The sequence below is a fragment of the Aurantiacibacter atlanticus genome (assembly GCF_001077815.2).
In the GTDB taxonomy this organism is placed as follows: Bacteria; Pseudomonadota; Alphaproteobacteria; order Sphingomonadales; family Sphingomonadaceae; genus Alteraurantiacibacter; species Alteraurantiacibacter atlanticus.
This window is the reverse complement of sequence record NZ_CP011310.1, coordinates 2073421-2099810: the sequence shown is the minus strand read 5'-3', so window position 1 is coordinate 2099810 and position 26390 is coordinate 2073421. Positions and strand designations below refer to the sequence as shown.

25 protein-coding genes and 1 tRNA gene are annotated in these 26390 nt (G+C 56.8%); 5 read left to right on the top strand and 21 right to left on the bottom strand.

Translation table 11 applies throughout. From position 1 onward, the window contains the following. The first annotated feature begins 39 nt into the window (after positions 1-39). From CP97_RS10115 to hflX, 4 genes are all read left to right on the top strand, one after another. The gene (locus CP97_RS10115) at positions 40-2268 is read left to right on the top strand and encodes a sensor histidine kinase (RefSeq protein ID WP_335622362.1); all 2229 of its coding nucleotides are present in this window, start codon (positions 40-42) and stop codon (positions 2266-2268) included. Positions 2269-2287: 19 nt separating this feature from the next. Beyond that, complete coding sequence (gene ntrX / locus CP97_RS10110; RefSeq protein WP_048885836.1) at positions 2288-3673, top strand: nitrogen assimilation response regulator NtrX; 1386 nt, start codon at positions 2288-2290, stop codon at positions 3671-3673. A gap of 179 nt (positions 3674-3852) precedes the next feature. Then, on the top strand, positions 3853-4449 hold the full coding sequence (gene hfq / locus CP97_RS10105; RefSeq protein ID WP_082863797.1) for an RNA chaperone Hfq: 597 nt from the start codon (positions 3853-3855) through the stop codon (positions 4447-4449). 53 nt (positions 4450-4502) lie between these two features. Then, positions 4503-5774, top strand: a complete 1272-nt coding sequence (gene hflX / locus CP97_RS10100) for a GTPase HflX (protein WP_048885835.1) — start codon at positions 4503-4505, stop codon at positions 5772-5774. Here hflX and mazG read toward each other — a convergent pair. The 15 genes from mazG to CP97_RS10030 form a co-directional block, all read right to left on the bottom strand. Beyond that, on the bottom strand, positions 5771-6523 hold the full coding sequence (gene mazG, locus CP97_RS10095) for a nucleoside triphosphate pyrophosphohydrolase (protein ID WP_048885834.1): 753 nt from the start codon (positions 6521-6523) through the stop codon (positions 5771-5773). The two genes, hflX and mazG, sit on opposite strands and share 4 nt — an antisense overlap. A gap of 109 nt (positions 6524-6632) precedes the next feature. Further along, entirely contained in the window at positions 6633-6809 is a 177-nt protein-coding gene (locus tag CP97_RS16380) for a hypothetical protein (protein ID WP_169807765.1), read from the bottom strand. A gap of 13 nt (positions 6810-6822) precedes the next feature. Then, positions 6823-7590 carry an MBL fold metallo-hydrolase gene (locus CP97_RS10090; protein ID WP_048885833.1) on the bottom strand — a complete coding sequence of 256 codons (768 nt, stop codon included), beginning with the start codon at positions 7588-7590 and terminating at the stop codon, positions 6823-6825. Next, positions 7587-8375, bottom strand: coding sequence for a TatD family hydrolase (locus CP97_RS10085; protein WP_048885832.1), 789 nt, complete (start codon positions 8373-8375; stop codon positions 7587-7589). Before CP97_RS10085 ends, CP97_RS10090 begins: the two co-directional genes overlap by 4 nt. Then, the gene (metG, locus tag CP97_RS10080) at positions 8375-9943 is read right to left on the bottom strand and encodes a methionine--tRNA ligase (protein ID WP_048885831.1); all 1569 of its coding nucleotides are present in this window, start codon (positions 9941-9943) and stop codon (positions 8375-8377) included. Before metG ends, CP97_RS10085 begins: the two co-directional genes overlap by 1 nt. A gap of 11 nt (positions 9944-9954) precedes the next feature. Then, positions 9955-10914 (bottom strand): DNA polymerase III subunit delta', encoded by a 960-nt coding sequence (locus CP97_RS10075; RefSeq protein ID WP_048885830.1) that lies wholly within the window; start codon positions 10912-10914, stop codon positions 9955-9957. Beyond that, the gene (gene tmk, locus CP97_RS10070; protein ID WP_048885829.1) at positions 10911-11546 is read right to left on the bottom strand and encodes a dTMP kinase; all 636 of its coding nucleotides are present in this window, start codon (positions 11544-11546) and stop codon (positions 10911-10913) included. Before tmk ends, CP97_RS10075 begins: the two co-directional genes overlap by 4 nt. Continuing rightward, the gene (locus CP97_RS10065; protein ID WP_063612415.1) at positions 11543-12691 is read right to left on the bottom strand and encodes a D-alanyl-D-alanine carboxypeptidase family protein; all 1149 of its coding nucleotides are present in this window, start codon (positions 12689-12691) and stop codon (positions 11543-11545) included. The genes tmk and CP97_RS10065 overlap by 4 nt, the downstream gene beginning before the upstream one ends. A gap of 44 nt (positions 12692-12735) precedes the next feature. Beyond that, entirely contained in the window at positions 12736-13731 is a 996-nt protein-coding gene (locus tag CP97_RS10060) for an SPOR domain-containing protein (protein WP_048885828.1), read from the bottom strand. After that, the gene (locus CP97_RS10055) at positions 13715-14749 is read right to left on the bottom strand and encodes a lytic murein transglycosylase (RefSeq protein ID WP_048885827.1); all 1035 of its coding nucleotides are present in this window, start codon (positions 14747-14749) and stop codon (positions 13715-13717) included. The genes CP97_RS10060 and CP97_RS10055 overlap by 17 nt, the downstream gene beginning before the upstream one ends. 136 nt (positions 14750-14885) lie before the next feature. Then, positions 14886-14975: transfer RNA gene (locus CP97_RS10050), tRNA-Ser, on the bottom strand. An 88-nt stretch (positions 14976-15063) separates the two neighbouring features. Beyond that, positions 15064-15267, bottom strand: a complete 204-nt coding sequence (locus tag CP97_RS10045; protein ID WP_048885826.1) for a hypothetical protein — start codon at positions 15265-15267, stop codon at positions 15064-15066. Continuing rightward, positions 15267-16679 carry a dihydrolipoyl dehydrogenase gene (lpdA, locus tag CP97_RS10040; RefSeq protein ID WP_048886920.1) on the bottom strand — a complete coding sequence of 471 codons (1413 nt, stop codon included), beginning with the start codon at positions 16677-16679 and terminating at the stop codon, positions 15267-15269. Before lpdA ends, CP97_RS10045 begins: the two co-directional genes overlap by 1 nt. Before the next feature lie 11 nt (positions 16680-16690). Further along, positions 16691-17023, bottom strand: coding sequence for an acyl-CoA thioesterase (locus CP97_RS10035; RefSeq protein ID WP_048885825.1), 333 nt, complete (start codon positions 17021-17023; stop codon positions 16691-16693). A 209-nt stretch (positions 17024-17232) separates the two neighbouring features. Further along, positions 17233-18528 carry a pyruvate dehydrogenase complex dihydrolipoamide acetyltransferase gene (locus CP97_RS10030; RefSeq protein WP_048886919.1) on the bottom strand — a complete coding sequence of 432 codons (1296 nt, stop codon included), beginning with the start codon at positions 18526-18528 and terminating at the stop codon, positions 17233-17235. A 141-nt stretch (positions 18529-18669) separates the two neighbouring features. Here CP97_RS10030 and CP97_RS10025 point away from each other — a divergent pair, with 141 nt between their 5' ends. Next, positions 18670-19122 carry a universal stress protein gene (locus CP97_RS10025; RefSeq protein WP_048885824.1) on the top strand — a complete coding sequence of 151 codons (453 nt, stop codon included), beginning with the start codon at positions 18670-18672 and terminating at the stop codon, positions 19120-19122. A 10-nt stretch (positions 19123-19132) separates the two neighbouring features. Here CP97_RS10025 and CP97_RS10020 read toward each other — a convergent pair whose 3' ends face one another. From CP97_RS10020 to phaR, 6 genes are all read right to left on the bottom strand, one after another. Next, positions 19133-19648 carry a peroxiredoxin-like family protein gene (locus CP97_RS10020; protein ID WP_048885823.1) on the bottom strand — a complete coding sequence of 172 codons (516 nt, stop codon included), beginning with the start codon at positions 19646-19648 and terminating at the stop codon, positions 19133-19135. A gap of 46 nt (positions 19649-19694) precedes the next feature. Beyond that, positions 19695-22013 carry a ribonuclease R gene (rnr, locus tag CP97_RS10015; RefSeq protein WP_082863795.1) on the bottom strand — a complete coding sequence of 773 codons (2319 nt, stop codon included), beginning with the start codon at positions 22011-22013 and terminating at the stop codon, positions 19695-19697. 18 nt (positions 22014-22031) lie between these two features. Next, positions 22032-23441 (bottom strand): M28 family peptidase, encoded by a 1410-nt coding sequence (locus tag CP97_RS10010; protein ID WP_048885821.1) that lies wholly within the window; start codon positions 23439-23441, stop codon positions 22032-22034. 58 nt (positions 23442-23499) lie between these two features. Next, positions 23500-24093: a DUF805 domain-containing protein gene (locus CP97_RS10005; protein ID WP_048885820.1), complete on the bottom strand. Its 594-nt coding sequence runs from the start codon at positions 24091-24093 to the stop codon at positions 23500-23502. 29 nt (positions 24094-24122) lie between these two features. Next, the gene (gene proS / locus CP97_RS10000; protein ID WP_048885819.1) at positions 24123-25667 is read right to left on the bottom strand and encodes a proline--tRNA ligase; all 1545 of its coding nucleotides are present in this window, start codon (positions 25665-25667) and stop codon (positions 24123-24125) included. Between the two features lie 118 nt (positions 25668-25785). Further along, on the bottom strand, positions 25786-26364 hold the full coding sequence (phaR, locus tag CP97_RS09995; RefSeq protein ID WP_048885818.1) for a polyhydroxyalkanoate synthesis repressor PhaR: 579 nt from the start codon (positions 26362-26364) through the stop codon (positions 25786-25788). Positions 26365-26390 lie beyond the last annotated feature (26 nt).

The window sequence follows — 26390 nt, the reverse complement described above, 5'->3', positions numbered from 1 at the left end:
ACTTGCACATTGGCAACAGTGCTGTTGTAAGCTTGCAACGTGGCGAGCACGCCTATCCCTGAAGCGGAACGAACCGCACCGAGGAGATCGCGCTGGTGGCGGCGCGTGCAGGTCGCCGCGCGTCGGATGAACCTCTTCTTATGGCTGGAAATCCTCTGCGGCGTTGCCCTGGTGGCGATGCTAGTCACTGGCTATTTCGCGATTGTTGCACGGGCCAATAATAACGATCTCATGCCCTCGAGCGAAGCCGCGGCCTTGCTGCTGGGCACGCTCATTCCGGCGCTGGGGCTAGTGGTCCTATGGGGCCGTCGGGTGGCCATCAATCGCGCTGGCGGGACTTCAGCGCGACTACATGTGAATTTGGTATTTTTCTTTTCGCTGATCGCGGCAATCCCAACCCTGTTTGTCGCCGTATTTGCTTCAATATTATTCCAGTCGGGCGTCGAATTCTGGTTTTCCGCAGATTCCCGCGGAATCATGGAAAATGCCAATGAACTGGCGGAGGGGTATTATAACGAGAACCAGCGTTCAGTCGGTGACGAGGCCGTGGCAATGGCCGGCGACATGCGCTTTGTCATGCAGAACGTGCCGATCACCAGTTCGGAGTTTTCCGACCAGTATTTCCTCCAATTATATGCCCGCGAATTGAGCGAAAGTGCGATCCTGCTGCGCGCCAATGATGGTGATCTTCGCCTGCTTGCTTCGGCTGATCCGGATGACAACAGGGAACGCCATCGGATAAGTGAACATGCGATGGACCGCCTGCGCGATGGCGAGCCATTCGTTGTCACGTCCTCGCCAGAACGGATCGAGGCTGTAACCTTGCTCGATCGCGATCTTGATCTCTATTTCTATGCTGCACGCGACGCCCGACCCGAAGCAGCGCGATTGTACACGCAAGCTCAGAACGTGGTGAGTTCCTATGCTGATCTCACCCAGCGAGCCCGCGTCCTGCAATTGCAATTCAACGTTGCATTATTCCTCGTGTCGCTCGCCTTGGTGGGTATCTCGGTTTATGCTGCGCTTCGTTTTGCCGACAGGCAGGTGAGACCGCTGGCCGATCTGGCCGATGCTGCTGGCGAAATCGGCAGCGGAAACTACGCGATGCGCGTGGATGGCCGCACCGGTCAGGACGAAATCGGCCTGCTCAACCGCGCTTTCAACCGCATGTCAGCACAGATAGAACGGCAGACCGATGCCTTGCTGGGAGCCAATCATGAATTGGCCGAGCGCCGCGCCTTTATTGAAGCTGTAGTGGAATCGATTTCTGCGGGCATCGTGTCGCTGGATGCAGAAGGGCGCGTCCTGCTGATGAACAGTTCGGCTCAACATCTCTTGCTTGATAAACCTGACGCTTCCATCCTCGGGCGGCGATTGGAAGAGGTTCTTCCCGAGATCGGGAAAATGCTGCGCGAAGGATCGGCAAGCGAGATTATCCAGTTCAGCCGGGCGGGTGAATTGCTCACCCTGGCAGTGCAGCTGTCACCTGCAACTGAAGGCATGGTGATCACTTTTGAGGATATCACGCGCCAGTTGCTCGATCAGAGGCAGGCCGCATGGTCCGATGTTGCGCGGCGTATCGCGCATGAGATCAAGAATCCGCTCACCCCGATCCAACTCGCGACAGAGCGGCTCAAACGTCGATATGGGAAGCAGATCGAACAGGATTCCGAATTGTTTGACGAGCTTACCGGCACGATCATCCGGCAGGTGGGTGATTTGCGCAAGATGGTGGACGAGTTCTCCAGTTTTGCACGGCTTCCCAAGCCGGTGTTTCGTCAGGAAGATGCAGTGGACCTCGTTCGGCAGGCATTGTTCCTGCAGGAAGTTGCGCAAAATGACATCACCTACTCTTTTTCGACCCAGGATGATGTGCCGCCTATCGAATGCGATCGTCACCAGTTTGGTCAAGCGATGACCAATGTACTGAAGAATGCGGCAGAGGCTATTGAAACGCGCCGCCGGGACGCCCCGCTGGACTGGCGCGGCAAGATCGCGGTTGCAGTCAGCTCCGATGATGGTTTCCTTCAGGTAGACGTGTCGGACACGGGCATTGGCTTGCCGCAAAGCGGGGTCAATGTGATCGAGCCATATGTCACCACGCGCGATAAGGGCACCGGCCTGGGCCTCGCTATCGTGAAAAAAATTGTTGAAGAACATGGCGGTGAACTTGGGTTCACCAGTCTTCCCGAAGGCGGAACGCAGGTCAGCCTGCGGTTCGCCATCCATCCTGCGGGGCAGGGTGGTGGAGAGGAAGGGAACGAATGAAAACCGGAAGGAATTACTAATGGCTCTCGACATCCTTGTGGTCGATGACGAGCGGGACATTCGCGACCTTGTGGCCGGCGTCCTGAGCGATGAGGGCTATGAATGTCGAACGGCTGGAGACAGCGAAAGCGCCATCGCGATGGTCGATGAACGCCGCCCCAGCCTTGTGCTGCTGGATGTGTGGCTACATGGTTCGCCGCGAGACGGGTTGGAGGTGCTCGATGCGATGAAGGCGCGCGAACCCGATTTGCCCGTCATCATCTTCTCTGGTCATGGCAATATCGATACAGCCGTTTCCGCAGTCGGACGCGGGGCAATGGATTTCATTGAAAAGCCATTCGAGGCGAGCAAATTGCTCCATCTTGTCGAACGGGCGACGGAAACACAGCGTCTGCGCCGAGAAAATGAACGTCTGCGCGAAGGCATGGCGTCACCCGATGAATTCACCGGCAATTCTTCAATCATCAATCAGGTGCGGGCCACGCTGAAACGCGTCGCGAATACGGGTAGCAGAGTGCTTATCAGCGGACCGGCAGGGGCGGGCAAGGAGGTTGCTGCGCGACTGCTTCATGCCTGGAGTTCACGTGCGGACAAGGCTTTTGTGACGGTCAATTCGGCGCGTATCACGCCCGACAAGTTCGAACATGAATTGTTTGGCGAGGAGGCAGACGGCAAACTCGTGCGCCCCGGTCTTCTGGAAATGGCGGATGGCGGAACGCTATATCTGGATGAAGTGGCGGATATGCCCGAAAATACGCAGGCACGCATCCTGCGCGTGCTCACAGAGCAGAGTTTTGTCCGCGTTGGCGGCAATAGGCAGGTCGGTGTAGACGTGCGCGTCGTCTCGTCAACCGCGCGCAATCTGTTGACGGAGATTGAGGAAAAGAAGTTTCGTGAGGATCTGTTTTATCGGCTTAATGTCGTGCCCATTGATATTCCTCCCCTGTCTGAAAGACGCGATGATATTCCCGCTTTGGCGGAACATTTCTTCACTCGATACGCGCGCGATCAGGGGCTGACACCGCCATTTATCAAGCCTGAAGCAATGGCGTCACTGCAGGCCTATGACTGGCCGGGCAATGTCCGGCAGCTTCGCAATGTGATTGAACGCACAGTCATCCTCGCCCCTCGAGAGAAATTCGAGACGATTTCACCGGAGATGCTGCCAGAGGAGATCACCGGTCGTTCTGCAGATAATGGAACAGGCATGTCCAGCCTCATGGGCGTACCGCTGCGCGAAGCACGCGAAAGCTTTGAGCGCGAATATCTTCGCATCCAGATCCGTCGCTTTTCGGGAAATATCTCAAAGACCGCGGGCTTCATCGGCATGGAGCGTTCAGCCCTCCACCGGAAGCTCAAACTGCTCGGGATGAATGAACGTAACGGAGAAGACGAGAAGGATTAGGCGCTGCAAAATATCCTGCATCTGCCTCGGAACTCTTTGCCAGTCTCGAAAATTACTTATAGACGTGTCGTGTTGCACATGCACAATAACACCGGCTGCCCTGCGATCGGAAAGCAATCGCAGGTTGGCCTGAATGCGTTCTGCCAGACAGAATGCCAATAATTACTGGAGTCACTTGAATGACCAAGGGCACATTGTCGGCACGGCCCAAGCCTGTGAAGGAACCGGAATCCGATTTGGCACCCGTTGCGAAGAAAGGGAACGGGAACGCTGCCAAGGGCGGCAGCCTCCAGGATCTGATCCTCAATCATTTACGGCGCGAAAAGACCCCTGTGACCATGTTTCTTGTGAAAGGGGTTAAATTACAGGGCATTGTCACATGGTTCGACAATTTTTCGATACTGCTGCGGCGCGATGGACAATCTCAGCTTGTTTACAAACATGCCATTTCCACAATCATGCCGGGCCAGCCGCTCGATGCCGATGATTTCGACAATGGCTTTGACGGTAATCGCAAACAGCGTTTGTTGCAGGATATTTTCCTCAGCCGTGTGCGCGATGCCGCGGTTCAGGTGACCATGTTCCTCGTCAATGGGGTGATGTTACAGGGCCGCATTGCTGCTTATGACCTGTTCTGCATGCTTCTGGAACGTGAAGGATATGTGCAGCTTGTTTACAAACATGCCGTCTCGACCATCCAGCCTGCAAGCCATGTCGATCTGACTGGCGATGGTTTTGTAGATGACTTGTCCAGTGAAGAAGGCCAATCCGCCTGATAGTAGATGATGACATTGACGGCGAAGTAACCCGCGGGGCGCGGGCACTTGTCGTGTGCCCGGACATCCGTGGCCAACGCAGCAGCGAGGATCCGACTGCCAGGCTTGAAGAAGCGCGCGGCCTGGCTCTGGCAATCGGAATCGTCGTTGCTGAAAGCTACATACTCAACGTCCGCGTCGTCCGGCCCAACACCTTGTTCGGTGAGGGACAGGTGCAGCGGATTGCAACCGATTGCGAATTGCATGAAGCGGAGCTGGTCATTGTGGACGGCGCGCTATCTGCCATTCAGCAGCGCAATCTGGAAGAAAAGATTGGCCGCAAGGTCATCGATCGTACCGGACTGATCCTCGAAATATTCGGAGAGCGCGCGGCGACGGCTGAAGGCCGTTTGCAGGTTGAGCTTGCGCATCTCGATTATCAGCAGAGTCGCCTTGTTCGCAGTTGGACCCATCTAGAGCGTCAGCGCGGCGGTTTTGGTTTCCTTGGCGGCCCCGGTGAAACGCAGATTGAGGCCGATCGACGGATGATCCGTGATCGGATGGGCAAATTGCGGCGAGAGCTTGAACAGGTCCGGAAAACCCGCGAATTGCATCGCAAACGTCGGGGTAGGGCACCTTGGCCCGTCATCGCCCTGGTAGGCTATACCAACGCAGGCAAATCAACGCTGTTCAACCGGATGACCGGAGCTGATGTCATGGCGGAAGATCTGCTCTTCGCCACTCTGGACCCGACCATGCGCGCGATCGGCCTGCCCGGCGTGGAGAAGGCAATTCTCTCGGACACGGTTGGTTTCATCTCCGATCTGCCTACACAGCTTGTAGCTGCGTTTCGCGCCACATTGGAAGAAGTCACCGCGGCCGATATCGTCCTGCATGTGCGCGACATTGCCAATCCGGATAGCGTGCAACAAAAGCGGCAAGTGCTCGCCGTACTTGCCGATCTGGGTGTGGTTAATGAAGAAGGGGAGGGAGTTGATGCCCCTGTCATCGAAGTGTGGAACAAGTGGGATCTGCTGAATGAAGAAAGGCGAGACGAGCTTCAGACAATCGCCTCTACAGACGATAGCGTTATCCCGATTTCAGCGATCACCGGCACCGGAGTGGATGCGCTTGGTGACCGGTTAGGTGCTATACTGACCAAGGGTGCACGAACCTATGCGTTCGTAATCCCTGCCAGTGATGGCGCCCGCATCGCGTGGCTGCACGCTCATGGTGAAGTGCTTGACGAAGAGGGTGCTGGGCAGGGCGAAGACGGGCCATTACGACGAATAGATGTGCGACTGACACAGAAGGAATTCGGGCGATTTGAAGCGCTTGACGACTAAAATTCAGATCGTTTGACGCGTTTCCAGAGAGCTTCCTGCGCGTCGAGGTCGAGAGCGGCAAAATCGCCCCCGGCCAATTCTTCCATCTCGCGATATCGCCTTTCGAACTTTGCATTTGCCGCGCGCAATGCATCTTCCGGCGCAATTCCATATGCACGCACAAGATTGACGGCGGCAAAAAGCAGATCTCCGGCTTCTTCTGGCTTCTCCGAAGGCGCAGCTTCCTGCAGTTCGATCACTTCCTCGGCCAATTTGGCAGCAGGGCCCTGCGTGTCGGGCCAGTCAAAACCGTCACGCGCGGCACGCTTTTGCAGTTTTTGCGCTCTAAGCAAGGCTGGCAGGGCGGTTGCAACACCGTCCATCGCACTTAACGAGCCTTCCTGCGCACGCTCTGCAGCCTTGAGGTCTTCCCACCGCGCAGTGTCCATTTCGCCGGATTCATCACCAAAAATATGTGGATGTCGGGCTTCCATCTTGTCTGCGATGGATCGGGCGACATCTTCAAAAACAAAATGTCCTGCTTCCTCAGCCATGCGCGCATGAAACACAATTTGAAGCAGAAGGTCGCCGAGCTCTCCGCGCAAGTCCTCCATATCTCCGCGTTCGATCGCATCCATGACCTCATAGGCTTCTTCCACGGTGTATGGTGCGATGGATAAGAAATCCTGGGCGACATCCCATTCGCAACCGCTGACGGGATCACGGAGGCGCGCCATGATGGAAAGGAGCCGATGGAGTTGGTCTGACATAATGAGGGACGCTCTAAATCTTGCAAATCTTGCATTGCAAATTTGGACAATATAAGGACGATAATATATATTATGTTAAATGAGGAATAATCGGCTTGCGGCATGAGGGCTACATGATGAGGCTGAAGCCAAAGGTAATCCCTGCAAAAATTGCACTCCAAGTCAATGCGATGCGTAGTGTCTTGCTTAAATCCATCTGATGAGACTGATATGCGCCAAGTGCCAGGACTAGCCAGCCAACCAGCGCGATTATTGAGACAATTTGTCCTTCGCCAATTCCGCCCATCTGCCTTAAGTCCTTACGCCAGCAATTTCATACCGTCATACCCAACCAGAACGTTCTTGGGTATCTCCTCACTCAGGGTTGCATAATCCATGCTCTTGTCGAGATGCGAGAGGACGGTTTTCCCGGCCTTGCTCCGTTTGGCAAGCTCCAACGCTGTGGCGAGGCAGGCATGGGTCGGATGCGGCTGACGGCGTAAGCAATCGCAGACCAAAATGTTCACGTCCTTGAAAAAGGTCACCATCTCATCGGTCAGTTCGCTAAAGTCCGTCGCGTAACCTATTGATTTCCCATCAGCATCGAACTTAAACGCGGTTGTGTTTATTGGGCCGTGCGGCATCTCCATTGAATCTACGCCAAAGCCCGCATGCATTCGTAGATTTTCTACAGGAGCAATTTCGACGATGGTCGGATAGCCATGTTGGCCCTCGAAGACGTAATCGAAACGCTTTTGCAAACGCCGCATCGTTTCCGTGGACGAAAAGCCCGGTATCGCGTTGCTGCGGCCAAATCGGAGCGCGCGAAGATCGTCGATGCCGTGACAGTGATCTGCGTGATCATGGGTCCAGAACACGCCATCGATCTTCCCGATATCTTGTGCGAGCAATTGGTGTCTTAAATCGGGAGAAGTATCGACCAAGAGACGCGAGCCCTGATCGTTCTGGACGATTATTGAAACGCGCGTCCTCCGGTTTTTGGGATTATCCGGATCGCAGGCTCCCCAATCATTGCCAACCCTTGGGACACCAGTCGACGTGCCGCATCCAAGCACTATCAACTTCACGCCGAGGCCTGCGTCACGGCCTTGTTGAACAGACGGAAGAAATTGTCGGATGTCAGCTTGCCGAGATCTGCAACAGTGGTGGCGCGCAAATCTGCGATGAATTCAGCCGTGTCTCGCACGAATGCCGGTTCACACGGCTTGCCTCGATGAGGGACAGGAGCGAGGAAGGGGCTATCCGTCTCCACCAACAGCCTGTCTTCCGGGATTTCCTTAGCGAATTCTTGTATTTGTTTGGCATTTTTAAAGGTGACTATACCTGAAAGGGATATAGTTAGGCCAAGCTCAAGCACCGTCCTTCCAAATTCAGGGGAGGCGGTGAAGCAGTGGATGAGCGCGGGAAAGGCCCCCTTCCCTGTTTCTTCTGAAAGGATTTGCGCAGTATCATCACCAGCATCGCGTGTGTGGATCACCAGCGGTAGTCCGGTTTCACGCGCCACGCCAATATGCATACGGAAAAGATCCTGCTGCACGGCGCGGTCCGATTTATCGTAATGATAATCCAGTCCACTTTCACCAAGACCGACAACGCGGCTATTGTCCGTTGCGCGTAAAAGGACTTCGCGGCCAAGATCAGCATGCTGGTCAGCCTCATGCGGATGGATGCCGACCGTGGCCCAAACGTCGGGTTCACGCTCTGCCGTGGCCACGACATCGTGCCATTCGCTTTCACGGGTGGAAATATTGAGGAAGCCCGTCACTCCAGCGGCTCTGGCAGTGGACAGGACTTCGGTCTGCCTTTCTATCAGTCCCTCGTAATTGAGGTGGCAATGGCTGTCGATCAGCATCAAGCCACATCCTCTTCCGTCTCCGGCAAATCGAGCCGTGGAAACAGGCCCTGCGGTTTTTCGAGCGTGAAGCCGATTTGCGCCATTGCAGGATACCATGCAGACCCGATGGCTTGCGGATCGCGCAGATTGTTCTCCACGCCCATCGCATTCAGCAGTTTCGCCATTGACCCTGGCATTACAGGAATGACCGAAACAGCGAGCTGGGCAATACAGGTATAAAGCGTGGCCAGCACCTGCTCCATCCGTTCCGGATCGGTCTTCTTTAACGCCCAGGGCGCTGCTGCATCGATATAGGCATTGCAGGCAGATACAGCGCCCATCCATGCTTCCAGTGCCTGCGCAAAGGCAAGTTCGGTATATGCTGCAGGCATCTCTTTACGTACCACGCGATCGATATGCGCCATCAGAGCCTCGTCAACGTCATCCTGGCCAATCACTGCAGGCAGGGCGCCTCCGCAATTCTTGAAGATCAGCGAAAGCGTGCGCTGCGCCAGATTTCCAAAACTGTTTGCGAGTTCAGAATTTGATCGATTTACGATGGCTTCTCGTGAATAGCTGCCATCCTGCCCGAAAGAAAATTCGCGCAGCAGGAAATAGCGAAGCACGTCCACCCCATAAAGCTGCGCAAGTTCGCCGGGATCGGTAACATTGCCCAATGACTTGCTTTCCTTCTGCCCGCGATTGAGCAGGAAACCATGGGCAAAAACCTGTTTGGGCAGATCGATTCCTGCGCTCATCAGGAATGCGGGCCAATAGACAGTGTGAAAACGCGTTATATCCTTGCCGATCAGGTGCAGATCAGCCGGCCAGAACTTGGCAAGATCTTCAGTTTCATCAGGATAGCCAAGTCCGGTGAGATAATTCGTAAGCGCATCGACCCAGACATACATCACATGATTTTCTGCACCGGGCACTTTCACGCCCCAGTCAAAACTTGTCCGGCTTATCGAAAGATCGCGCAGGCCGCCTTCGACAAAGCGCATCACCTCATTGCGACGGCTCTCGGGGCGAATGAAATCGGGATTTTCCTCGAAGAGAGACAGCAATTTGTCCTGATAGGCGGACAGGCGGAAGAACCAGCTTTCTTCAACGGTCCATTCGACTGGCGTTCCCTGTGGTGAGAGCTTTTCTCCGTCCTCACCGTCGGTCAGCTCGCTCTCATCGTAATAGGCTTCGTCTCGGATCGAATACCAGCCCTCATACCGATCAAGATAAAGATCTCCATTGCGCTCCATCGCTGTCCAGATTGCCTGGCTGGCGCGATGGTGTTCGTCCTCGCTTGTACGAATAAAACGATCATACGTTATATCAAGTTCATCAAACAAACTACGGAAATAACCAGACATTTCATCAGCCAACTCTCTCGGTGTTACGCCGAGGTCGCGCGCTTTCTGAGCCATCTTCAGACCGTGCTCGTCGGTTCCGGTCTGGAAACGTACGTCACGCCCAGCCTGCCTGTAAAAGCGGGCGAGCACGTCGGCAGCGATGGTTTCATAGGCATGGCCGATATGCGGCCTGCCGTTGGGATAGTGAATCGCCGTGGTGAGATAAAAGGGATCAGCCATTGGCCGTGTCCCTAGGGCGCGGTCCGTGATGCCGCAAGACTGCTGAGCAAAGTGCCGACCTCCATCACCAGGAGCCCGGCGTCAAAATTGGCCGTTGGAGCCTGCGCCGCGAGGCGCACCAGCGCTGCATGAGTTTCCACCAATGGTGGGATATCCGCCTGCTGAACTCTGGCTACACGCCCAGCAACGACAGCGCGAGCCAATTCAATCGCGGCAAGCTGCTTTTCACGGCTTGGCCGAGCGCCCATTACCCCCGCCAGTCGCCCGCGCAGGGTAAAATCCGGATCGCCTTTGTCAGCGATCTGCTGCATAATCGTGTGGACCTTGCCGAGATCCAGCTTCACGAAAGATATTGCTACACCAGGTGAACCACTGGCGGCGGCAATGGCAGCATCGCGCATCTCTTCCGAAGCCTGCGGAGCTTCTCGCTCGAGGATCGACACCATGTCTGCCTCATCAACCGCCGGAAAATTGAGCACGCGGCAGCGCGACCTTATGGTGGGCAGTAACCGTCCCAGCCGGTGCGCGACGAGGATGAAAAAGGTCCCCTGTGGCGGTTCTTCCAGGCTTTTGAGCAAGGCGTTGGCCGTGGGTTCCTCCATGTCATCAGCAGGATCTATGATGACCGCGCGCCGCTTTCCCAGCGTGGGCCGCGTGTTCAGGCGTTGCTGCAGCCTGCGGATCTGATCAATCTTGATATTGCGCGCGCGTTCATACGGTTTGCCGTCGTCACGTTTGCGCGCTTCGGTATCGTTTCTGGGCGGGTGCGTAAGATACAGAATATCCGGGTGATCGCCGGCGGGTTGCGGAATGCCATCTTCGGCCACCAATTCGCGCGCGGCTTCCTTCGCGAAAGCGGATTTGCCGACACCCCTACGGCCCGATAATATCCATCCATGATGCATCCGCTCGCCCGATTGTGCGCGGCGCCATTGCTCCCACGCCTCATCATGGCCGATGTAGCTGCTCAACCGCCCTCCCCCAACAGCGGTTCCATCGCCTCCATGATCCGGCCGTGAACCTCTGCGGGCGAACCACTGGCGTCGATCAGCACGAAACGCTTGGCATCCATGGCCGCCAGATCGCGAAACCGCGTCTCTACGCGACCGTGATAGGCTTCCGGTTTTCCGCCGATGCGATCCTGGTTGTCACCATCGCGCGCGGCAAGGCGGGCCGAAATTTCCGGCGTTTCAGCGACTAACAGAAAGGTGACATCAGGCATCAGGCCATGCGATCCGATAGTATGCATGGCCAGAATTGCGTCATCGGAGGAATTGCCGCCACCGGCCTGATAGGCGCGTGAGGAATCAATGAAACGGTCGCAGACTACCCACTCACCCCGATCAAGGGCGGGCCGAATAGCATGATCGACATGATCAGAGCGGGCGGCGGCAAACAACAATGCCTCCGCACGCGCATCCCAATTGAATTGTGTGTCCAGAAGCAGCTTCCGAATGGCCTCTGCACCCGGTGTTCCGCCCGGTTCACGGGTTAGCAATACGCCAAGTCCGCGTGTGATGAGAGCTTCTGAAAGCATTCGCGCCTGGGTGGATTTGCCTACCCCTTCCCCGCCTTCCAAGGTGATAAACCGTCCGCTCGTCATGCTACCCAGCCTGTGATCGCATTGATCACCCGTTGCAAAGCGTTGGCGCGTGGCACATCATTCATGGCCTCCAAGGGTGTTTCAAGAACCGTCTCGCCGTTGATCGTCAATCTCAGGCGGGCCAGTCTTTCCCCTGTGGCTATCGGTGCCTCAATTGGCCCGCGATAGACGAGATCGACCTTCCAGCTGGTGACATCAGCATCTTTCGGGATGGCGACCATGAAATCTTGCGGCAGTTTGAGATCGACATGCGTTTCTGACCCGTTTTGCACCCGAGCCGTGGCGGTATACCTATCGCGCTCAAGCAATCTGACCGGCCTGAATTCATCAAAACCCCAGCGCAGCAGACTGCGCGCTGCATCATCACGCATCGGACCGGTCGGAGATCCTGCAAGCACCATGACAAGCCTTCGTCCGTCCCGCTCTGCCGAACCGAGAAAAGTGAAACCTGCTTCGTTGGTGAATCCCGTCTTCAACCCGTCCGCACCTTCCACACGCCCCGTTACGGGATCATGATTGGCTTGCGTGATATCCCGCCAGCGCATCCCACGATGACCGAAAAAGCGTGCGTAAAGATCGGGATGTTGCTGCGTGATGGCTCTGCCCAAAATCGCCAGATCCTGCGCTGTGGAATAGGTCTGCCCGCCATCTGGAAAGCCATTGGGTGAACCGAAATGCGTATTTGACATGCCAAGATCGCGCGCATTGGCGTTCATCAGCTCAAGCCATTCCTCTTTCGACCCCGTGGCTGCGATTGCCATCGCAACGCTGGCATCATTGCCCGACACGGTGGTGATTCCCAACAGCAATTGCGCGATGGTTGGCCGCTCTCCCGCGCGGAGGAACATGTTGGAGCCTTCCGCATACCATTCATCCTCCAGTTCCGCACTGTAGAGGAAAGGCATATCGAGCCGGAGGGCGCCTTCGTCCACCAGTTTGAAGGCGGTATAGGCTGTCATTACCTTGGTAACGGACGCAGGCACGAAGCGGCGGTTGGGTTCGCGCGAATACAGCACCTGGCCGCTGGAAAGATCAACCAGCAAGGCGATTGGAATGTCTTCGGGAACAGGCGCTTCGGCAGGGTTCGCCGGCACCGGGAACGCGAGCACCGCTGCCGCTATCGCAATCACTGCAAAATGCTTCACGCCGTCTCCACTGCTGCTTGCGGTGGAGGGCCTCCTCGCCCGGCTCAACCGCTGATCAGGATTCGTGCGTCGCTATACCCTGCACTGCGGACGTTGGCGAGCGAGGCCTCGGCTTCTCCACGAGTCACGAAAGGGCCGGTGCGCACGCGAAAATATCGTCCTGATTCGATGACTATGCCACCAAGTGCCTCAGCGGAGCGTTCTGCGCGTTCCAATGTGGAGAAAGCAGCTGCCTGAACCATGAAGCGGCCTTCGGCTGCTGATGCGGTGGTGGAGGCAGGCGTGACGGGCTGTGCTCCTGCACTATCCACAGGATCGGCGGGATTTGCCTCTATCGCAGAGTCCATCGATGCAGAAGGCGGAGCCGCGGTAGAAGCTGCCAGTTCAATAGTTTCAATTGGAGTATCAGCAGCAGACACAGCAGCAATGCCCGTTTGGGGACGGAGCGAAGCAGTCCCGTCTTGCGGAAGGCGGCGTTGCAGCACGGTTAACAAGGACGCGGGCGTATCTATCCGCAGCGGAGCGGCATCGCCGGCCCGTAACATGAAGCGGTGATCTTCGGGCGGATTGACCCGACGCACGCGAACCGCTGCATCCGCCTCTGCGCCGAGTTGCGCCATGGCGGCCGGCGAAAGAGCGAGGAGGTGGTGCGATGCCATCGGCCCTCGCCGTTCAACCCTGACAAGTACTGTCCTGCCCGTTTCAAGCGAGGTAACTTCTACGTAGCTTGGCAATGGGAGTACATGATGCGATCCGGTGTAGCCTATCGCACCGTCCTCTATGGCGACATGACCAACATGATCGTAGTTCAGCGTGTCAGCTGGAACATATTCCACTTCGCCCACCATATAGGCCGGGCCCACGGTGACAGGATAGTCGGCGCGTGGTCCGTTTTGCATTTCTGCTGTGTCAACGGCGACGGTTTGTGAGGCGCCATCGGCCAATTGCCCGGCGGTGCAGGCAGGAAGGCCAATGGCAATAGAGGCGGCAATCAAGCTGCGAAAGCTCGCCGCGCGGAAAATCTTATCGGGTAATCTCATCTGCAAGCAATCCCACACTCATCGCGTAGTAATTCGAGCAGTTATATTCGAGGATAACCCTATAATTCTGCGTTAAGAGATATCCGGGAGCTGCGGGACCATCCGGCTCGAACAGTGAGGCGAGCACATCGTCGCCGATGGGTGCGCGCGGCTCCACGCCTCTTTCACGCCATTCCCGGACAGTCAGCCAGCGGCTGTGTCGATCATGAACACGGGGGCAAACCGGCGCATTGAGCGTAGTCCCTATACCGCTGCGATCTGCTGAATTGGGAACGAAGGCGCGCACGGCCCAAGGCTGTCCGGTGCGCCACCCGGCATCGCGGAAATAATTGGCAATCGAATAAACGGTGTCGGCATCAGAATTCCAGATGTCCCGATCACCATCGCCATCGCCATCTACCGCGAGCCGGAGATAGACGCTGGGAAGAAATTGACCGTTACCAAACGCACCTGCCCAGCTGCCGACAAGCTGGCTGCGGGCAACACCCTGGTCCACCATCTTCAAAACATCGATAAGCTCGCGCTCGAAAAGCGTGCGACGTCGACCGTCCCAGGCCAAAGTTGCAAGGCTGCGCGGCAGGTCAAAACTGCCCATCACCGCGCCATAGGCCGTTTCATGGCCCCAGATGGCCACAATGATTTCTGCCGGAACGCCGTATTCACGTTCTACCCGTGTTGCCAACGGACCAAGCCGCGCCAAAGTGCGACGACCGCCACTGATGCGGGAAGACGTATTGTGACGTGCAAGATAGCTGGACATCCACGCGAAACCGGTTGCCGGATTGACATTGCCACCTGATGAGACATTCTGCTGATCGAGTTCGAGTACGCGCATGTTCGGCGTGAGACCGGCAAATACACGATTAATTGTGGTGTGGCTGACGCCTTCGGACCGCGCCTTGGCGGCAACCGCTTCAAGATAGCGATCAAACGCCATATCCTGCGCCGCAGCGGGTTGGGCCACGAGAAACGTGACGGCGATGGCGAGAATAAATTGGTGGAAGTGGGCGCGTATCATGAAAAACCCCTATTATATCGGGTGGTTTGGGGAAATCCTTTGTTTTTCAATCAGCGACCGAACGACTCACTGATGCGGCAGGCCGTGAAATTTGCACGTCCGCCGTCTGTTGCGCCGGATAGCGCCAAGGCGACTGTGGCGGACAGGGTGGGATTCGAACCCACGAAGGGCTTGCACCCTTGCCGGTTTTCAAGACCGGTGCATTCAACCGCTCTGCCACCTGTCCGCATCGCAGCGGTGGCGGCGCTAGCGTCTAATTGCGGCCCTGTCACTAATGGAAATTAGCAGCCCCAAACTCCATGCTCAACGTATTGTCACTGCATCTGCCATTCATCGGGTAGCAGATCTTGGTCCTGACTGGGGGTTTCACCATCAATCGGCATACGTTCTGGTATGTATCCGCGCTGCGGTTGATCTGAAATTTCATATTCCACGGCAAATCTCCTCTCTTCTATCCAACGGATAAAAGGCGTTTGATTTCCCGTATTTGCGACGAACGGCTCATCGCCGCGATACATCAGATATGCAGTGCGCGACCATAGGCTGCTAAAACGCTTTCATGCATGGATTCCGAAATCGTCGGATGCGGGAAAATTGTCTGCATCAGTTCGATCTCGGTCGTCTCCAGCGTCTTGCCTACGACATAGCCCTGGATCATTTCGGTGACTTCTGCACCGATCATATGCGCGCCCAGCAACTCACCGGTTTTGGTATCGAACACTGTCTTGGTAAAGCCTTCAGCCTCGCCCAACGCGATGGCCTTGCCATTGCCGATGAAGGGGAACATGCCGACTTTCACTTCATATCCGGCTTCTTTCGCCTTCGCCTCTGTCATACCGAAACTGGCGATCTGCGGATGGCAATAGGTGCAACCGGGGATGGCATCGCGGTTGAGCGGATGTGGATGCACATCCTTATTGCCCAATTCCTGCGCGATGGCCTCTGCCGTGGTCACGCCTTCATGACTCGCCTTATGCGCCAGCCACGGACCGGGCGTGCAATCACCGATGGCCCAAAGACTCTTGGATTTCGTCCGACCGTAGGGATCAATCTGGATGAAGCCGCGGTCCATTTCGGCCAGCTTTTCAAGCCCGATATTCTCTGTGTTGGGCATGATGCCGATAGCGACGATGCAATGGCTGAATTCGTGTTCTGCAACCTTGCCATCCTTGCCCTTGATCTTGGCTTTCACACCGCTGTCCGAAGCCTTGATGTCTTCGACACCAGCCCCGGTCATGATATTCATTCCCTGCTTCGTAACGGCCTTTTCGAGGAAGGCCGAAACGTCCTTATCTTCCACTGGAACAAGCCGGTCGAGCATTTCGACCACGGTAACATCGGCGCCCATATCATTATAAAAGCTAGCAAATTCTATGCCAATGGCGCCTGATCCGATAACCAGAAGCTTCTTGGGCATTTCGGATGGGGTCATCGCATGGCGATAGGTCCAGATGCGTTTGCCATCCGCCTTGGCGAAAGGCAGGTCACGCGCGCGTGCACCGGTCGCGACAATGATGTGCTTGGCAGACAGCTTTTCCTCGCCTTTTTCGCCCTTCACGGTCAGGCTGGTGGGGCCGTTTAGCGTGCCCTCGCCCATATGGACCGCGATCTTGTTCTTCTTCATCAGATGCGTGACACCTTGATTGAGCTGCTTCGCCACGCCGCGGCTGCGCTTGACCACTGCTTCCAGATCAGCCTCGATCTCGCCGGCAATCTTCAGGCCGTAATCCGTGGCATGCTGCGCATAATGCAGGATTTCTGCCGAGCGCAGCAGAGCCTTGGTGGGAATACAGCCCCAGTTGAGGCAGATGCCACCAAGATTCTCCCGCTCTACAATCGCGGTTTTCAGGCCAAGCTGGGCGCAACGAATTGCCGAAACATAACCGCCGGGGCCGGATCCCAGAATGATGACGTCATACTGCTCTGCCATTTCAAATCCCATCAATCTCCGATTTTTCGCGGCTTGCCCGCGTCATCGATCGCTACAAATGTAAATTTGGCCGAAGTGACCAGTTCTTCTTCAACCGAATGGCGTTCCCGCCGGAAGACATCGGTGGAGATTTCCATGCTCGTCGTGCCAACGCTGGTGATTTCAGCATAGACCGAAACCTCGTCTCCGACCTTGACCGGCTTGTGAAAAGCCAAGCCATCCATCGCGACGGTAACCGCCCTGCCCTTTGTTCGACGCGCTGCCATAAGGCCCGCGCCCGAATCCATCAGGCTCATCAGCCAGCCGCCGAATATATCGCCATAGGCGTTGGCATCGGCAGGCATGGCGACGGTGCGTATCGCGGGATTACGGCTCACGCGGGGTCACCAGGGGTGACATAGGTGACAGTGTGTAACCCTGCAATTTGCACCTGATAATTCCTATAATTCAATTCACTAGAGGGAAAACCTACAGGGTGACACTTACACGGTTGAAAAGCCGTAGCATCATGTCCTGCCACAAACTGCGCCATCTGCGCCATGTAGGACAGCGATCACGCCACCAGTCCCAATGGTGCCTCGATCATCTCCTTGAATGTCTTCATCAATTGCGCCCCATCTGCACCATCGATGGCGCGGTGGTCAAAGCTGCCGGTGGCACTCATCACGCTGGCGATCTGCAGAGTATCGTCGATAACGAATGGGCGCTTGTCGCCAGCACCGATGGCCATGATCATAGCTTGCGGTGGATTGATGACCGCGCTGAACTGCGAAATTCCGAACATGCCCATGTTGGAAAGGCTGGCCGTCCCGCCCTGATATTCCTCCGGGGCGAGCTTGCCTTCCTTGGCGCGTGACGCGAGGTCTTTCATCTCTTTGCTGATCTTGCTCATCGCCTTATTGCCAGCATCGCTGATGATCGGAGTAATCAGACCGTTGGGAATGGACACTGCAACCGACACATCGGCGCGCTTGAACCTGAGGAGTGAATCGCCGGCGAACTGAACATTGCATGCGGGCACGGCTTCAAGCGATTTGCCCAGCGCCTTGATCATCAGATCATTGACTGAAAGCTTCACACCCTGCGGCTCAAGCGCTGCGTTCAATTCGCTGCGCAGCTTGAGCAATGCGTCGAGCCTTATATCGACCGTAAGGTAGATGTGCGGGATCTGCTGTTTGCTCTCTGTCAGGCGGCGCGCGATTGTCTTGCGCATGCCGGAAAGCTTTTCCACCTCGTGTGGAATGCCAAAATCCTGCGCTTCAGCTGGAGCGGTTGCAGCAGGAGCTGGAGTAGCGGCTGAAGGTGCCGCCGCTGGCGCCGTGGCGCCCAGTTTGGCGCCTTCCAAATCGGCTTTCACGATTCGGCCATTGGGTCCGCTGCCCTTTACACTGGCAAGATCGACACCCTCTTGTTCGGCAATGCGTCTTGCGAGCGGCGAAGCGACAATCCGGTCGCCCGATGCGGCCGGAGCCGGGGACGGAGATGGTGCGGGTGCGGGCGTCGGAGCAGGCGTAGGCGCTGGCGCAGAGGACGACTCAGTGGCGGCAGGTGTTGGGGCCGGAGCTGCATCGTCGCTGCCAATTGGTGCAACGCTGCCCGCGTCTTCGCCTTCCTCTGCCAAGGTCGCGATCACGGTGCCAACCGCTACGCCCTCGGCACCTTCTTCGACCTGGATATGCGCGATGACACCTTCATCGACAGCTTCGAATTCCATCGTTGCCTTGTCGGTTTCAATCTCTGCCATGATGTCACCGGCAGAGACGCTGTCTCCGACTTTCACCAGCCATTTGGCGAGAGTTCCCTCTTCCATAGTGGGTGAGAGTGCGGGCATCTTGATGGCAATTGGCATGGTCGGAGCGGGCTCCCTCTCTGAATTAATCGTCTCGGGCTTGGTCTGGGCTTCTTTGACCAATTTGGCACAGCGGGGCAAGCTGTCTTGCTTATCGTGTCAAATCACGGGATATCCAAGCCTTCGGGATAGGAAATACGAATGCGCGTTTATCTGGTTATCATCGATGAAACTGAAGAAGCGCATGTTGCCTTGCGCTTCGCCTCTCGCCGCGCCGCGAAGACGGGCGGCATGGTCCATATACTTGCGCTGGTGCCAAAACAGGAGTTCAGCGCTTTCGGCAATATACAGGCGACGATTGAGGAGGAAGCGCGTGATCGCGCCGAGGTTCTCGCGAATAGCGCCGCGGGTGAACTTGCCTATGAAAGCGGAAAGATGCCGCAAATTGCGGTCCGTGTCGGGGACGGAAAGACGGTAATCGCCGAATTTCTTGAGGGCCACCCAGAGGTCGCCGCGCTGGTTCTGGGCGCCGCATCGGAGGGGACGCCCGGCCCGCTGGTAACGCATTTTTCCTCACATGCAGGCACGCTTGCCTGTCCGCTTTTTGTTATACCTGGCGGCCTCTCCATAGAGGAGATCGACCGCCTGAGCTAAGGCCTGCCCATCAGGTCAGAGTGCCGCGTATGGGGTAATCCTTGTCCCTCACGAAATCGATCCCCTCGAGCAATTGGTCGAGCGGGGGCCTGGTGAAAGGCGCGTTTTGTGTCTGCGCAAAATATAACGTCATATCCGGTCGGACAAGGAAAAGACCGGGTTCTGAGAATTTTCCCGGCTCCTCGCTGCCTTCGCGCTTTTGCGAAATATATAATCCCCATTCGCGCGCCTGTTCTTCAGAAAGATCGTGGACAAGCGGTAGATTGCCTGTGTTCCATTCCTTGTGAGAAACCATGGCGCGGTCCTTGCTGTCCATGGACATGGCAAACACATTTACCCCGCGCGATGTGAAATCATCCAGCTTGCCGGCCAGCGTTTCGAGGTAGTTCTTGCAGATCGGGCAATGTTTGCCGCGATAAAATACCAGCATCGTGAGATGTTCTGGCTCCTGCTTGGACAGGTGGAACCGTGCATCAATGGTGAGCGGCAGTTCGAGATCGGGCACTTTCTGGCCGGGCTTGAGCATGAAATTCTCCTTTTCACACCAATGGGCAGCGGCGCTCCATCGTTCCCTATTTGCGCTTTCCCCTGCCCTGGTGCCGGATATTACCAGGCCTGCCGCGCTTGCCCGTCACATGTTTGCCCTTCGCATCTTTGCGGGGGCCGTCCTTGCGCGAGCGGGCATTGCGCGATTGCGGTCGCTTGCCACGTGGTTCGACGCCTTTTTCGCCGCCGCCTTCGGGCAGTTCGAACTTGAGCGCGCCTGTCAGAGGATTGGCCTCTCCCAGCCGCAGGTCGAGAACATCGCCCACGGCAAAACGCGTGCCGCTTTTTTCGCCAACAAGCGCCCGCGCGGCTTCGTCATAGGAGAAATATTCATGGCCCAGCGTGCTGATCGGCACCAGCCCGTCTCCACCAAGTGAGACGATGGTAGCGAAGAAACCGAAGTTCTGCACGCCGGTTATGCGGGTAGAAAATACCTCACCCACCCGTGCGGAGAGCCATGCTGCAACATAGCGATCCACCGTATCGCGCTCTGCCTCCATAGCGCGGCGCTCTGTCACGCTGATGGCATCTGTCACCTTGCCAAGATCCTCTCGATCCTTTTCCGCAAGGCCACTGGAAGCGGGCAGATCGCCCTGGGGTTGAGGCTGTTCCAGTTTGAAGCCGTCCACCAGTGCGCGGTGGACGAGCAGATCTGCATAGCGGCGGATCGGGCTGGTGAAATGTGCATAGGAGCCGAGCGCCAGACCGAAATGCCCGGCGTTGTTGGGCCCGTAATAGGCCTGTGTCTGGCTGCGCAGAACCGCCTCCATTATCAGCGCCTTTTCGGCCGGATCGCCAATATCTTTCAGCATGCGATTAAACAGACCAGGTGTGATGACCTGTCCCAGTGCCAAATTCTTGCCCAGCGAATCAAAATATTCGCGCAAGGCAATCAGCTTCTCGCGCGTCGGTGCTTCATGCACGCGATAAACGATAGGCTGGACCTTGCTTTCCAGTGCCTTGGCAGCCGCGACATTGGCCGAGATCATGAAATCTTCCACCACGCGGTGGGCATCCAGCCTTTCGCGCACGGCGATCTCTTCGATCTGGCCCTGTTCGTTCAGAACGACGCGCCTTTCTGGAAGATCGAGATCAAGCGGGTCACGGTCCGACCGGGCTGACGCCAGTGATTTCCACGCGGCCCACAGATTTTGCAGATTTTCATCGGCCTCGTCCGTGTCGATCCGTTTCTGCGCATCTTCATAGGCGATGACCTCGGAAATCTGCACGATAGCGCGGGTGAAGCGCCAGTTCGAAATCTTGCCGGATGCGTCGATGCGGAAATGGCAGGCCATCGCCGCACGATCTTCACCCTGCCGCAGCGAGCAAACATCCGCGCTCAACACTTCGGGCAGCATCGGGACCACGCGATCAGGGAAATAGACCGAATTGCCGCGCCGCCTTGCCTCGCGGTCCAGTGCGCCGCCGGGACGGACGTAATAGCTGACATCGGCAATCGCCACCAATGCGCGGAAGCCGCCCTTGCCGTCAGGTTCAGCCCAGATCGCATCATCGTGATCGCGCGCATCGGCTGGATCGATCGCAATGATCGGGAGATTACGCAGGTCTTCGCGACTGTCATCGTGCAGTGGCAATTTGGCTGCGCGTTCGGCTTCGTCCAGTGTCTCTTGAGAAAAGACATTGGGGATGCCGTATTTGTGTATCGCAATCAGGCTGTAGCTGCGAGGCGCAAGCGGATCGCCCAGCACCTCTATCACCTTGACGGCGGCATTGCGGCCTCGCCCTGATGGTTCGGCGAGCACGAGCTGGCCGTCCTCGGCCCCGCCCAGATCTGCAATACGCGATGAAGTGCGGATGCGCTTGTCTACCGGAGCAAGCCATGCATCGCCATTGCCGCCCTTTTCGACGACGCCCAGCATAGCGCCTTCCTGCTGCGGCAACTTCTTCATGGGATGGGCGAGCCAGCCCTTCCCCGCCTCTTCGGTACGCGCAAGGATACGGTCCCCTACTCGCAGCGCAGCGCCAGATTGCTTACCTTTCTTGCGTTCAATAACCCGCAGCCGTGGTGGTGGTGCGCCGCTATCGGGCTGCCAGCTTTCGGGAACGGCCACGGGCTCTCCCTCGTCAATCTCGACGATACGCAGCACGGTGACCTTGGGCAGCCCGCCCATGCGGTGAAACGCGCTTTTGCCGCCGTCGATCAGGCCTTCTTCTGCCATGTCTTTCAACAGAGCCTTCAGAGCGATTTTTTCCTGCCCCTTGAGGCCAAAGTGTTTCGCGATTTCGCGCTTACCGACACGGCTATCGGATGATTTGATGAATTCGAGTACCTGCTCCTGATTGGGCAAGCCTTGAAATTTACGTGTATTCGGGCGTTTGGACATGGCCAGCTATATGGTGCGTTATTCCGCGCTGTCGATGGGCAAGGGATAGAAACCCCCGCCCGGGACTGCGCTGGAGACGGGCGAACAATAGCTGCCGTTGCAAGCCGATACGCCAAAGATGTAATCGTCCCCGCGCTTGTTCACGGTCGCGCTGATGGTGTCATTCTCGACGGCGAAAGAGGCATCGGGTCCGTCAGCGATGATGCGGAATATTGCAGGATCATCGCTGGTGGTCACATCCACGGGTTCCATAATCCAGTCAGGCGCATCGGTCCGGCGGTGGAAAATGCGATAGCGGTCTGCTGCTCCGACCTTGGCCCACGTCAGCAATGTATCGGTTCGCACTGCAGCTTCTGCCGTGACAACTGGCGGCATCGGCGTGTGGGCAAGCCTGTCAGCGGCGCGCACGTTCAATTTCGTCACCTCCGCCAGATAGGGGAAATCCATCTCGTCAGCCGTGTCGCCATATGTCACCCCATCCTCGACACGCAGATCTTGGTGCTGGTGTTCGTAATCCTCGATGGCGACGGAAAAACGGATTGCAGGATAGCCGCGATCAAGGAAAGGCAGATGGTCCCCGCCCCGCCCCATGCGGTCGCTTCGCCATGTCTGGCGCACGTCCAGCCCACCTGTGTGTTGCTCTGCCATCCCATCGAGCCAGCGCGAAAGATTGCGACTAGGGCTGTCATTAGCGCCGCCGCGGCTGCGCATGGCAGCGCGCGTTTCATCATCCGCATCGGCGCGCACGCCTTCTGAAAAAACGCGGACATGATCGGCATCGCAAATCCCGTCCGAACCGCAGGAGCCGCCGACTACGTCATTGTTAAGCACAGCCTTCACCGTCCAGCCCTGCTCTGTCGCAAAGTCCGCCAGCAGATTGCCGCCATACAACCCCTGCTCCTCTCCTGAGAGGAGGGCGTATATGATGGTGGTGGGATATTGTCGCTGGCTGAGCGCACGCGAGGCCTCCAGCACCAGCGCGCTGCCGCTGGCATTGTCATTCGCCCCCGGCGCATCGACATGTGCATCCATCACGTCTGTTCCGCGGCTGTCGATATGGCCTTGTATGATGACGACTTCTTCGGGTCGTTTACTGCCCCATTGTATGGCCAGAGCATTGCGGATCAACACAGGATCAGGGATGCGCCTGCCGCTGACGTTGTCTTCGATAAAGCGCGTATCAAGACAGCCGCCGCAAGCCGCAGATGCTTTCTCGAATTCACCCATACCCCAGGTGAGGGCCGCCCCAATGCCACGGGCGCTATCCGTCTGGCTTGAAAGTGTGTGGCGTGTGCCGAATGCCACCATGGTTTCAACATCGGCCTGCAGCCGTTCAAGTGAGACTGATTGTGCCGGATCATCCTGCGCCAAAGTGGGGCTTGCAAGAGCGGCTGCAGTAAGGGCGGCAATCATCGCTAGGTTTCGCATGCCCGATGTGTCGCGCCTTGCACAGGCTTTGGCAAGCGGCATGACTATGCCTGGTCACTCAGTATCCTGGCGCCTTGGGAACCTCACCATATTGATTTGTCGTAGGTTCGCTGCGCATCATTCCGAAAGTGATGACAGCAAGATAGCCGATCCAGCCGATGTAACTCATCGGATTTGCGGACATCTGGGCGGCCAGGGCTTCTGTATTCTCGGCATTGCCAGCCGTAAGCAGCATATCTTTTGCCTTATCGATCATGGTGATGCTGAAATAGATTGTTGCGGCCTGAGTCATGAGCGGGATTGCGGCCCATAGTTCTGAAAAACCGCCATCATGCAAACGGCGCCCAAAGGAAGCGAGCGCCAATAAGGTAATGATCGCTGACGTGATGACGGAGATCCAGGTGGTCAGACCAACCATATCCGCCATCTTGTTGAATAATTGGACTTCCATTTGCGCTTCGCTCATGCCCGATTGCGCCGCATCGATCGCAGCGCTCGTCGTCCCTACGACAAGCGGAATGCTCGCCAGCAATCCGATCACAAATTGCACAATCAGCAGAAACAGAATGTACCACCAGAATGTGGATCGGGAATCGCGTCCGGTGAATTTTGTCAGATTGGCAAGATTATAGGCGATCGATTCAAGGAACATGGCGGCACTCCCACTCAATTCCGGCCTGATCAATAGGCGCGGGCTACATAGATCCGCTCTATCGCGGGTTGTCCTGTGAAGATGCAGGTGCCGTCAGCCGGTAACGCGTGAACCGGCACATTGCGAAGTGTGAGCCTGAGAGCCTTCAATTGCTCTTCAACAGCCTTCAGGCCCTCTCCAGTCGGCCTGGACCATTGCACCTCGACCCAGCCAGGATAACGCTGATCCTCTCCGAAGAATTCGGCCAGTGCGCCAAGATCCGTAATGTCCTGCGTAATATTGGCATCGCGCCGCTCTTGCGCCTGTGTAAACATGGCGGTCTGCATGTCGGCCAGGATGGATGACAGGGTCTGCACGGCGACATCGCGAGACGGGTTCTGGAAGCGGGGTTTGCCGGTTTCTGCATCCCACAGCTCATCACGGCGCAGCAGGCTCACAACGCCGTTTTCCATGTCGCGTGAGCCGACTTCGATAACGATCGGTGCACCCTTGCGGACCCAGTCCCATCGTTTTGAAGCAGCCTTGCCGGGACGTGTATCGAGCAGCACGCGAAGAGGCTCGCCCAGCACGCTCTGCCCGGCGAGCCCGGCGCGCACTTCCTCACAATAAGCAAGCAACGCCCCATCTTCGGGCTTTTCACGGAGCATTGGCAGGATCACCACCTGCTGCGGCGCAAGTGCGGGGGGTACGCGCATGCCATCATCATCACCATGGGTCATGATCAAACCGCCAACCATGCGGGTCGACATGCCCCAGCTTACCGTATGGCAAAGTGCCTGCTGCCCTTCACGGTCCTGATAGCGGATATTGGCTGCCTGTGCGAAATTGGTGCCGAGGTAATGGCTGGTACCTGCCTGCAATGCCTTGCCATCCTGCATCATGGCTTCGATCGACCAGGTCTCCCTGGCGCCTGGGAACCGTTCATTCTCCGGCTTTTCGCCTGCGATCACCGGCAAGGCGGCATCTTCTTCGGCAAAGGCGCGATACATTTCCAGCGCTCGCAGCGTTTCAGCGCGGGCTTCATCCTGTGTGGCGTGGGCGGTATGCCCCTCCTGCCACAGGAACTCGCTCGTGCGCAGGAACATACGTGTACGCATTTCCCAACGCACGACATTGGCCCATTGGTTGATCTTGAGCGGCAGGTCGCGCCAGCTTTGCACCCAGCGGCTCATCGCGTCGCCGATGATGGTCTCTGATGTCGGACGCACAACCAGCGGCTCTTCCAGCTTCGCTTCGGGATCGGGGATCAGTTTGCCATTTCCGTCCGCAATCAGGCGATGGTGCGTTACGACCGCCATTTCCTTTGCAAAACCATCGACATGCTCTGCCTCACGCTCGAAATTGGCGAGAGGAATGAACAGTGGGAAATAGGCGTTCTGTATGCCGGCTGCCTTGATGCGATCATCGAGCAGGCGCTGCATGCGTTCCCATATGCCAAAGCCCCATGGCTTGATCACCATGCAGCCGCGCACGCCCGATTCCTCGGCCATGTCCGCAGCGGCGATAACGGCCTGATACCATTGAGCAAAATCGTCCTCGCGCTTGATGCTGAGGGCGTGGCGGATGGCGGACATTGAATGACTTTCCCAGTCTGGGTGAAACGCAATTCTCCCCCATGGCGCGAGGACCGCGCAAAGTCGAGAGAACTGTTAGCTTAATCAACGGCTGACATAGCCGTATACGGATGCGCGGCTAATTGCCCATATCATTGAGTTTGCGCTGCATTTCAGCCATTTGCGCGCGCAAGGATTCTAGTTCATCCTTGCCCTTTGCGGCACTGTCGTCCTGTTCTGCAGTGTCTTGATCGGCTGTTTCGCCAGCCGCGCCCGGCACAAGGGCCTTTGCCGCAGCTTGCAACATTGCCATGTTCTTTTCGGCCAAGCGGGTGAAAGCGTCCGGCCCCATACTCGCGCTGAAAGCATCCTTCATCTTGGCCTGATTAGTTTCGAAATTGGCCATCGCCGCTTCCAGATAAGGCGGCATCATGGCCTGCATGGAATTTCCATACATTCCGATTAGCTGGCGAAGGAAGCTGATGGGCAGCATATGCTCCCCATTGGCCTCTTCTTCCATGATGATCTGGGTCAGGATCGTGTGGGTAATGTCATTCCCCGTCTTGGCATCCAATACCTGGAAATCGACCTTCTCACGCACCATGCCTGCCAGGTCATCCAGCGTAATATAGCTTGATGATCGGGTATTATAGAGACGCCGGTTGGCATACTTCTTGATAATCATCGTCTCGCCCGGGTCTTTCGACTTGGAAGGCATGAGTGTTTCCTCGCATTATGATGATC

What these genes read in the sequence shown, in the direction of transcription:
- ntrX (WP_048885836.1), top strand. Translation starts at nt 2,288, where the DNA reads ATGGCTCTCGACATCCTTGTGGTCGATGACGAGCGGGACATTCGCGAC.
- hfq (WP_082863797.1), top strand. Translation starts at nt 3,853, where the DNA reads ATGACCAAGGGCACATTGTCGGCACGGCCCAAGCCTGTGAAGGAACCG.
- mazG (WP_048885834.1), bottom strand. Translation starts at nt 6,523, where the DNA reads ATGTCAGACCAACTCCATCGGCTCCTTTCCATCATGGCGCGCCTCCGT.
- CP97_RS16380 (WP_169807765.1), bottom strand. Translation starts at nt 6,809, where the DNA reads ATGGGCGGAATTGGCGAAGGACAAATTGTCTCAATAATCGCGCTGGTT.
- CP97_RS10085 (WP_048885832.1), bottom strand. Translation starts at nt 8,375, where the DNA reads ATGCTGATCGACAGCCATTGCCACCTCAATTACGAGGGACTGATAGAA.
- metG (WP_048885831.1), bottom strand. Translation starts at nt 9,943, where the DNA reads ATGGCTGATCCCTTTTATCTCACCACGGCGATTCACTATCCCAACGGC.
- tmk (WP_048885829.1), bottom strand. Translation starts at nt 11,546, where the DNA reads ATGACGAGCGGACGGTTTATCACCTTGGAAGGCGGGGAAGGGGTAGGC.
- CP97_RS10060 (WP_048885828.1), bottom strand. Translation starts at nt 13,731, where the DNA reads ATGAGATTACCCGATAAGATTTTCCGCGCGGCGAGCTTTCGCAGCTTG.
- CP97_RS10055 (WP_048885827.1), bottom strand. Translation starts at nt 14,749, where the DNA reads ATGATACGCGCCCACTTCCACCAATTTATTCTCGCCATCGCCGTCACG.
- CP97_RS10045 (WP_048885826.1), bottom strand. Translation starts at nt 15,267, where the DNA reads ATGTATCGCGGCGATGAGCCGTTCGTCGCAAATACGGGAAATCAAACG.
- lpdA (WP_048886920.1), bottom strand. Translation starts at nt 16,679, where the DNA reads ATGGCAGAGCAGTATGACGTCATCATTCTGGGATCCGGCCCCGGCGGT.
- CP97_RS10035 (WP_048885825.1), bottom strand. Translation starts at nt 17,023, where the DNA reads ATGCCTGCCGATGCCAACGCCTATGGCGATATATTCGGCGGCTGGCTG.
- CP97_RS10030 (WP_048886919.1), bottom strand. Translation starts at nt 18,528, where the DNA reads ATGCCAATTGCCATCAAGATGCCCGCACTCTCACCCACTATGGAAGAG.
- CP97_RS10025 (WP_048885824.1), top strand. Translation starts at nt 18,670, where the DNA reads ATGCGCGTTTATCTGGTTATCATCGATGAAACTGAAGAAGCGCATGTT.
- CP97_RS10020 (WP_048885823.1), bottom strand. Translation starts at nt 19,648, where the DNA reads ATGCTCAAGCCCGGCCAGAAAGTGCCCGATCTCGAACTGCCGCTCACC.
- rnr (WP_082863795.1), bottom strand. Translation starts at nt 22,013, where the DNA reads ATGTCCAAACGCCCGAATACACGTAAATTTCAAGGCTTGCCCAATCAG.
- CP97_RS10010 (WP_048885821.1), bottom strand. Translation starts at nt 23,441, where the DNA reads ATGCGAAACCTAGCGATGATTGCCGCCCTTACTGCAGCCGCTCTTGCA.
- CP97_RS10005 (WP_048885820.1), bottom strand. Translation starts at nt 24,093, where the DNA reads ATGTTCCTTGAATCGATCGCCTATAATCTTGCCAATCTGACAAAATTC.
- proS (WP_048885819.1), bottom strand. Translation starts at nt 25,667, where the DNA reads ATGTCCGCCATCCGCCACGCCCTCAGCATCAAGCGCGAGGACGATTTT.
- phaR (WP_048885818.1), bottom strand. Translation starts at nt 26,364, where the DNA reads ATGCCTTCCAAGTCGAAAGACCCGGGCGAGACGATGATTATCAAGAAG.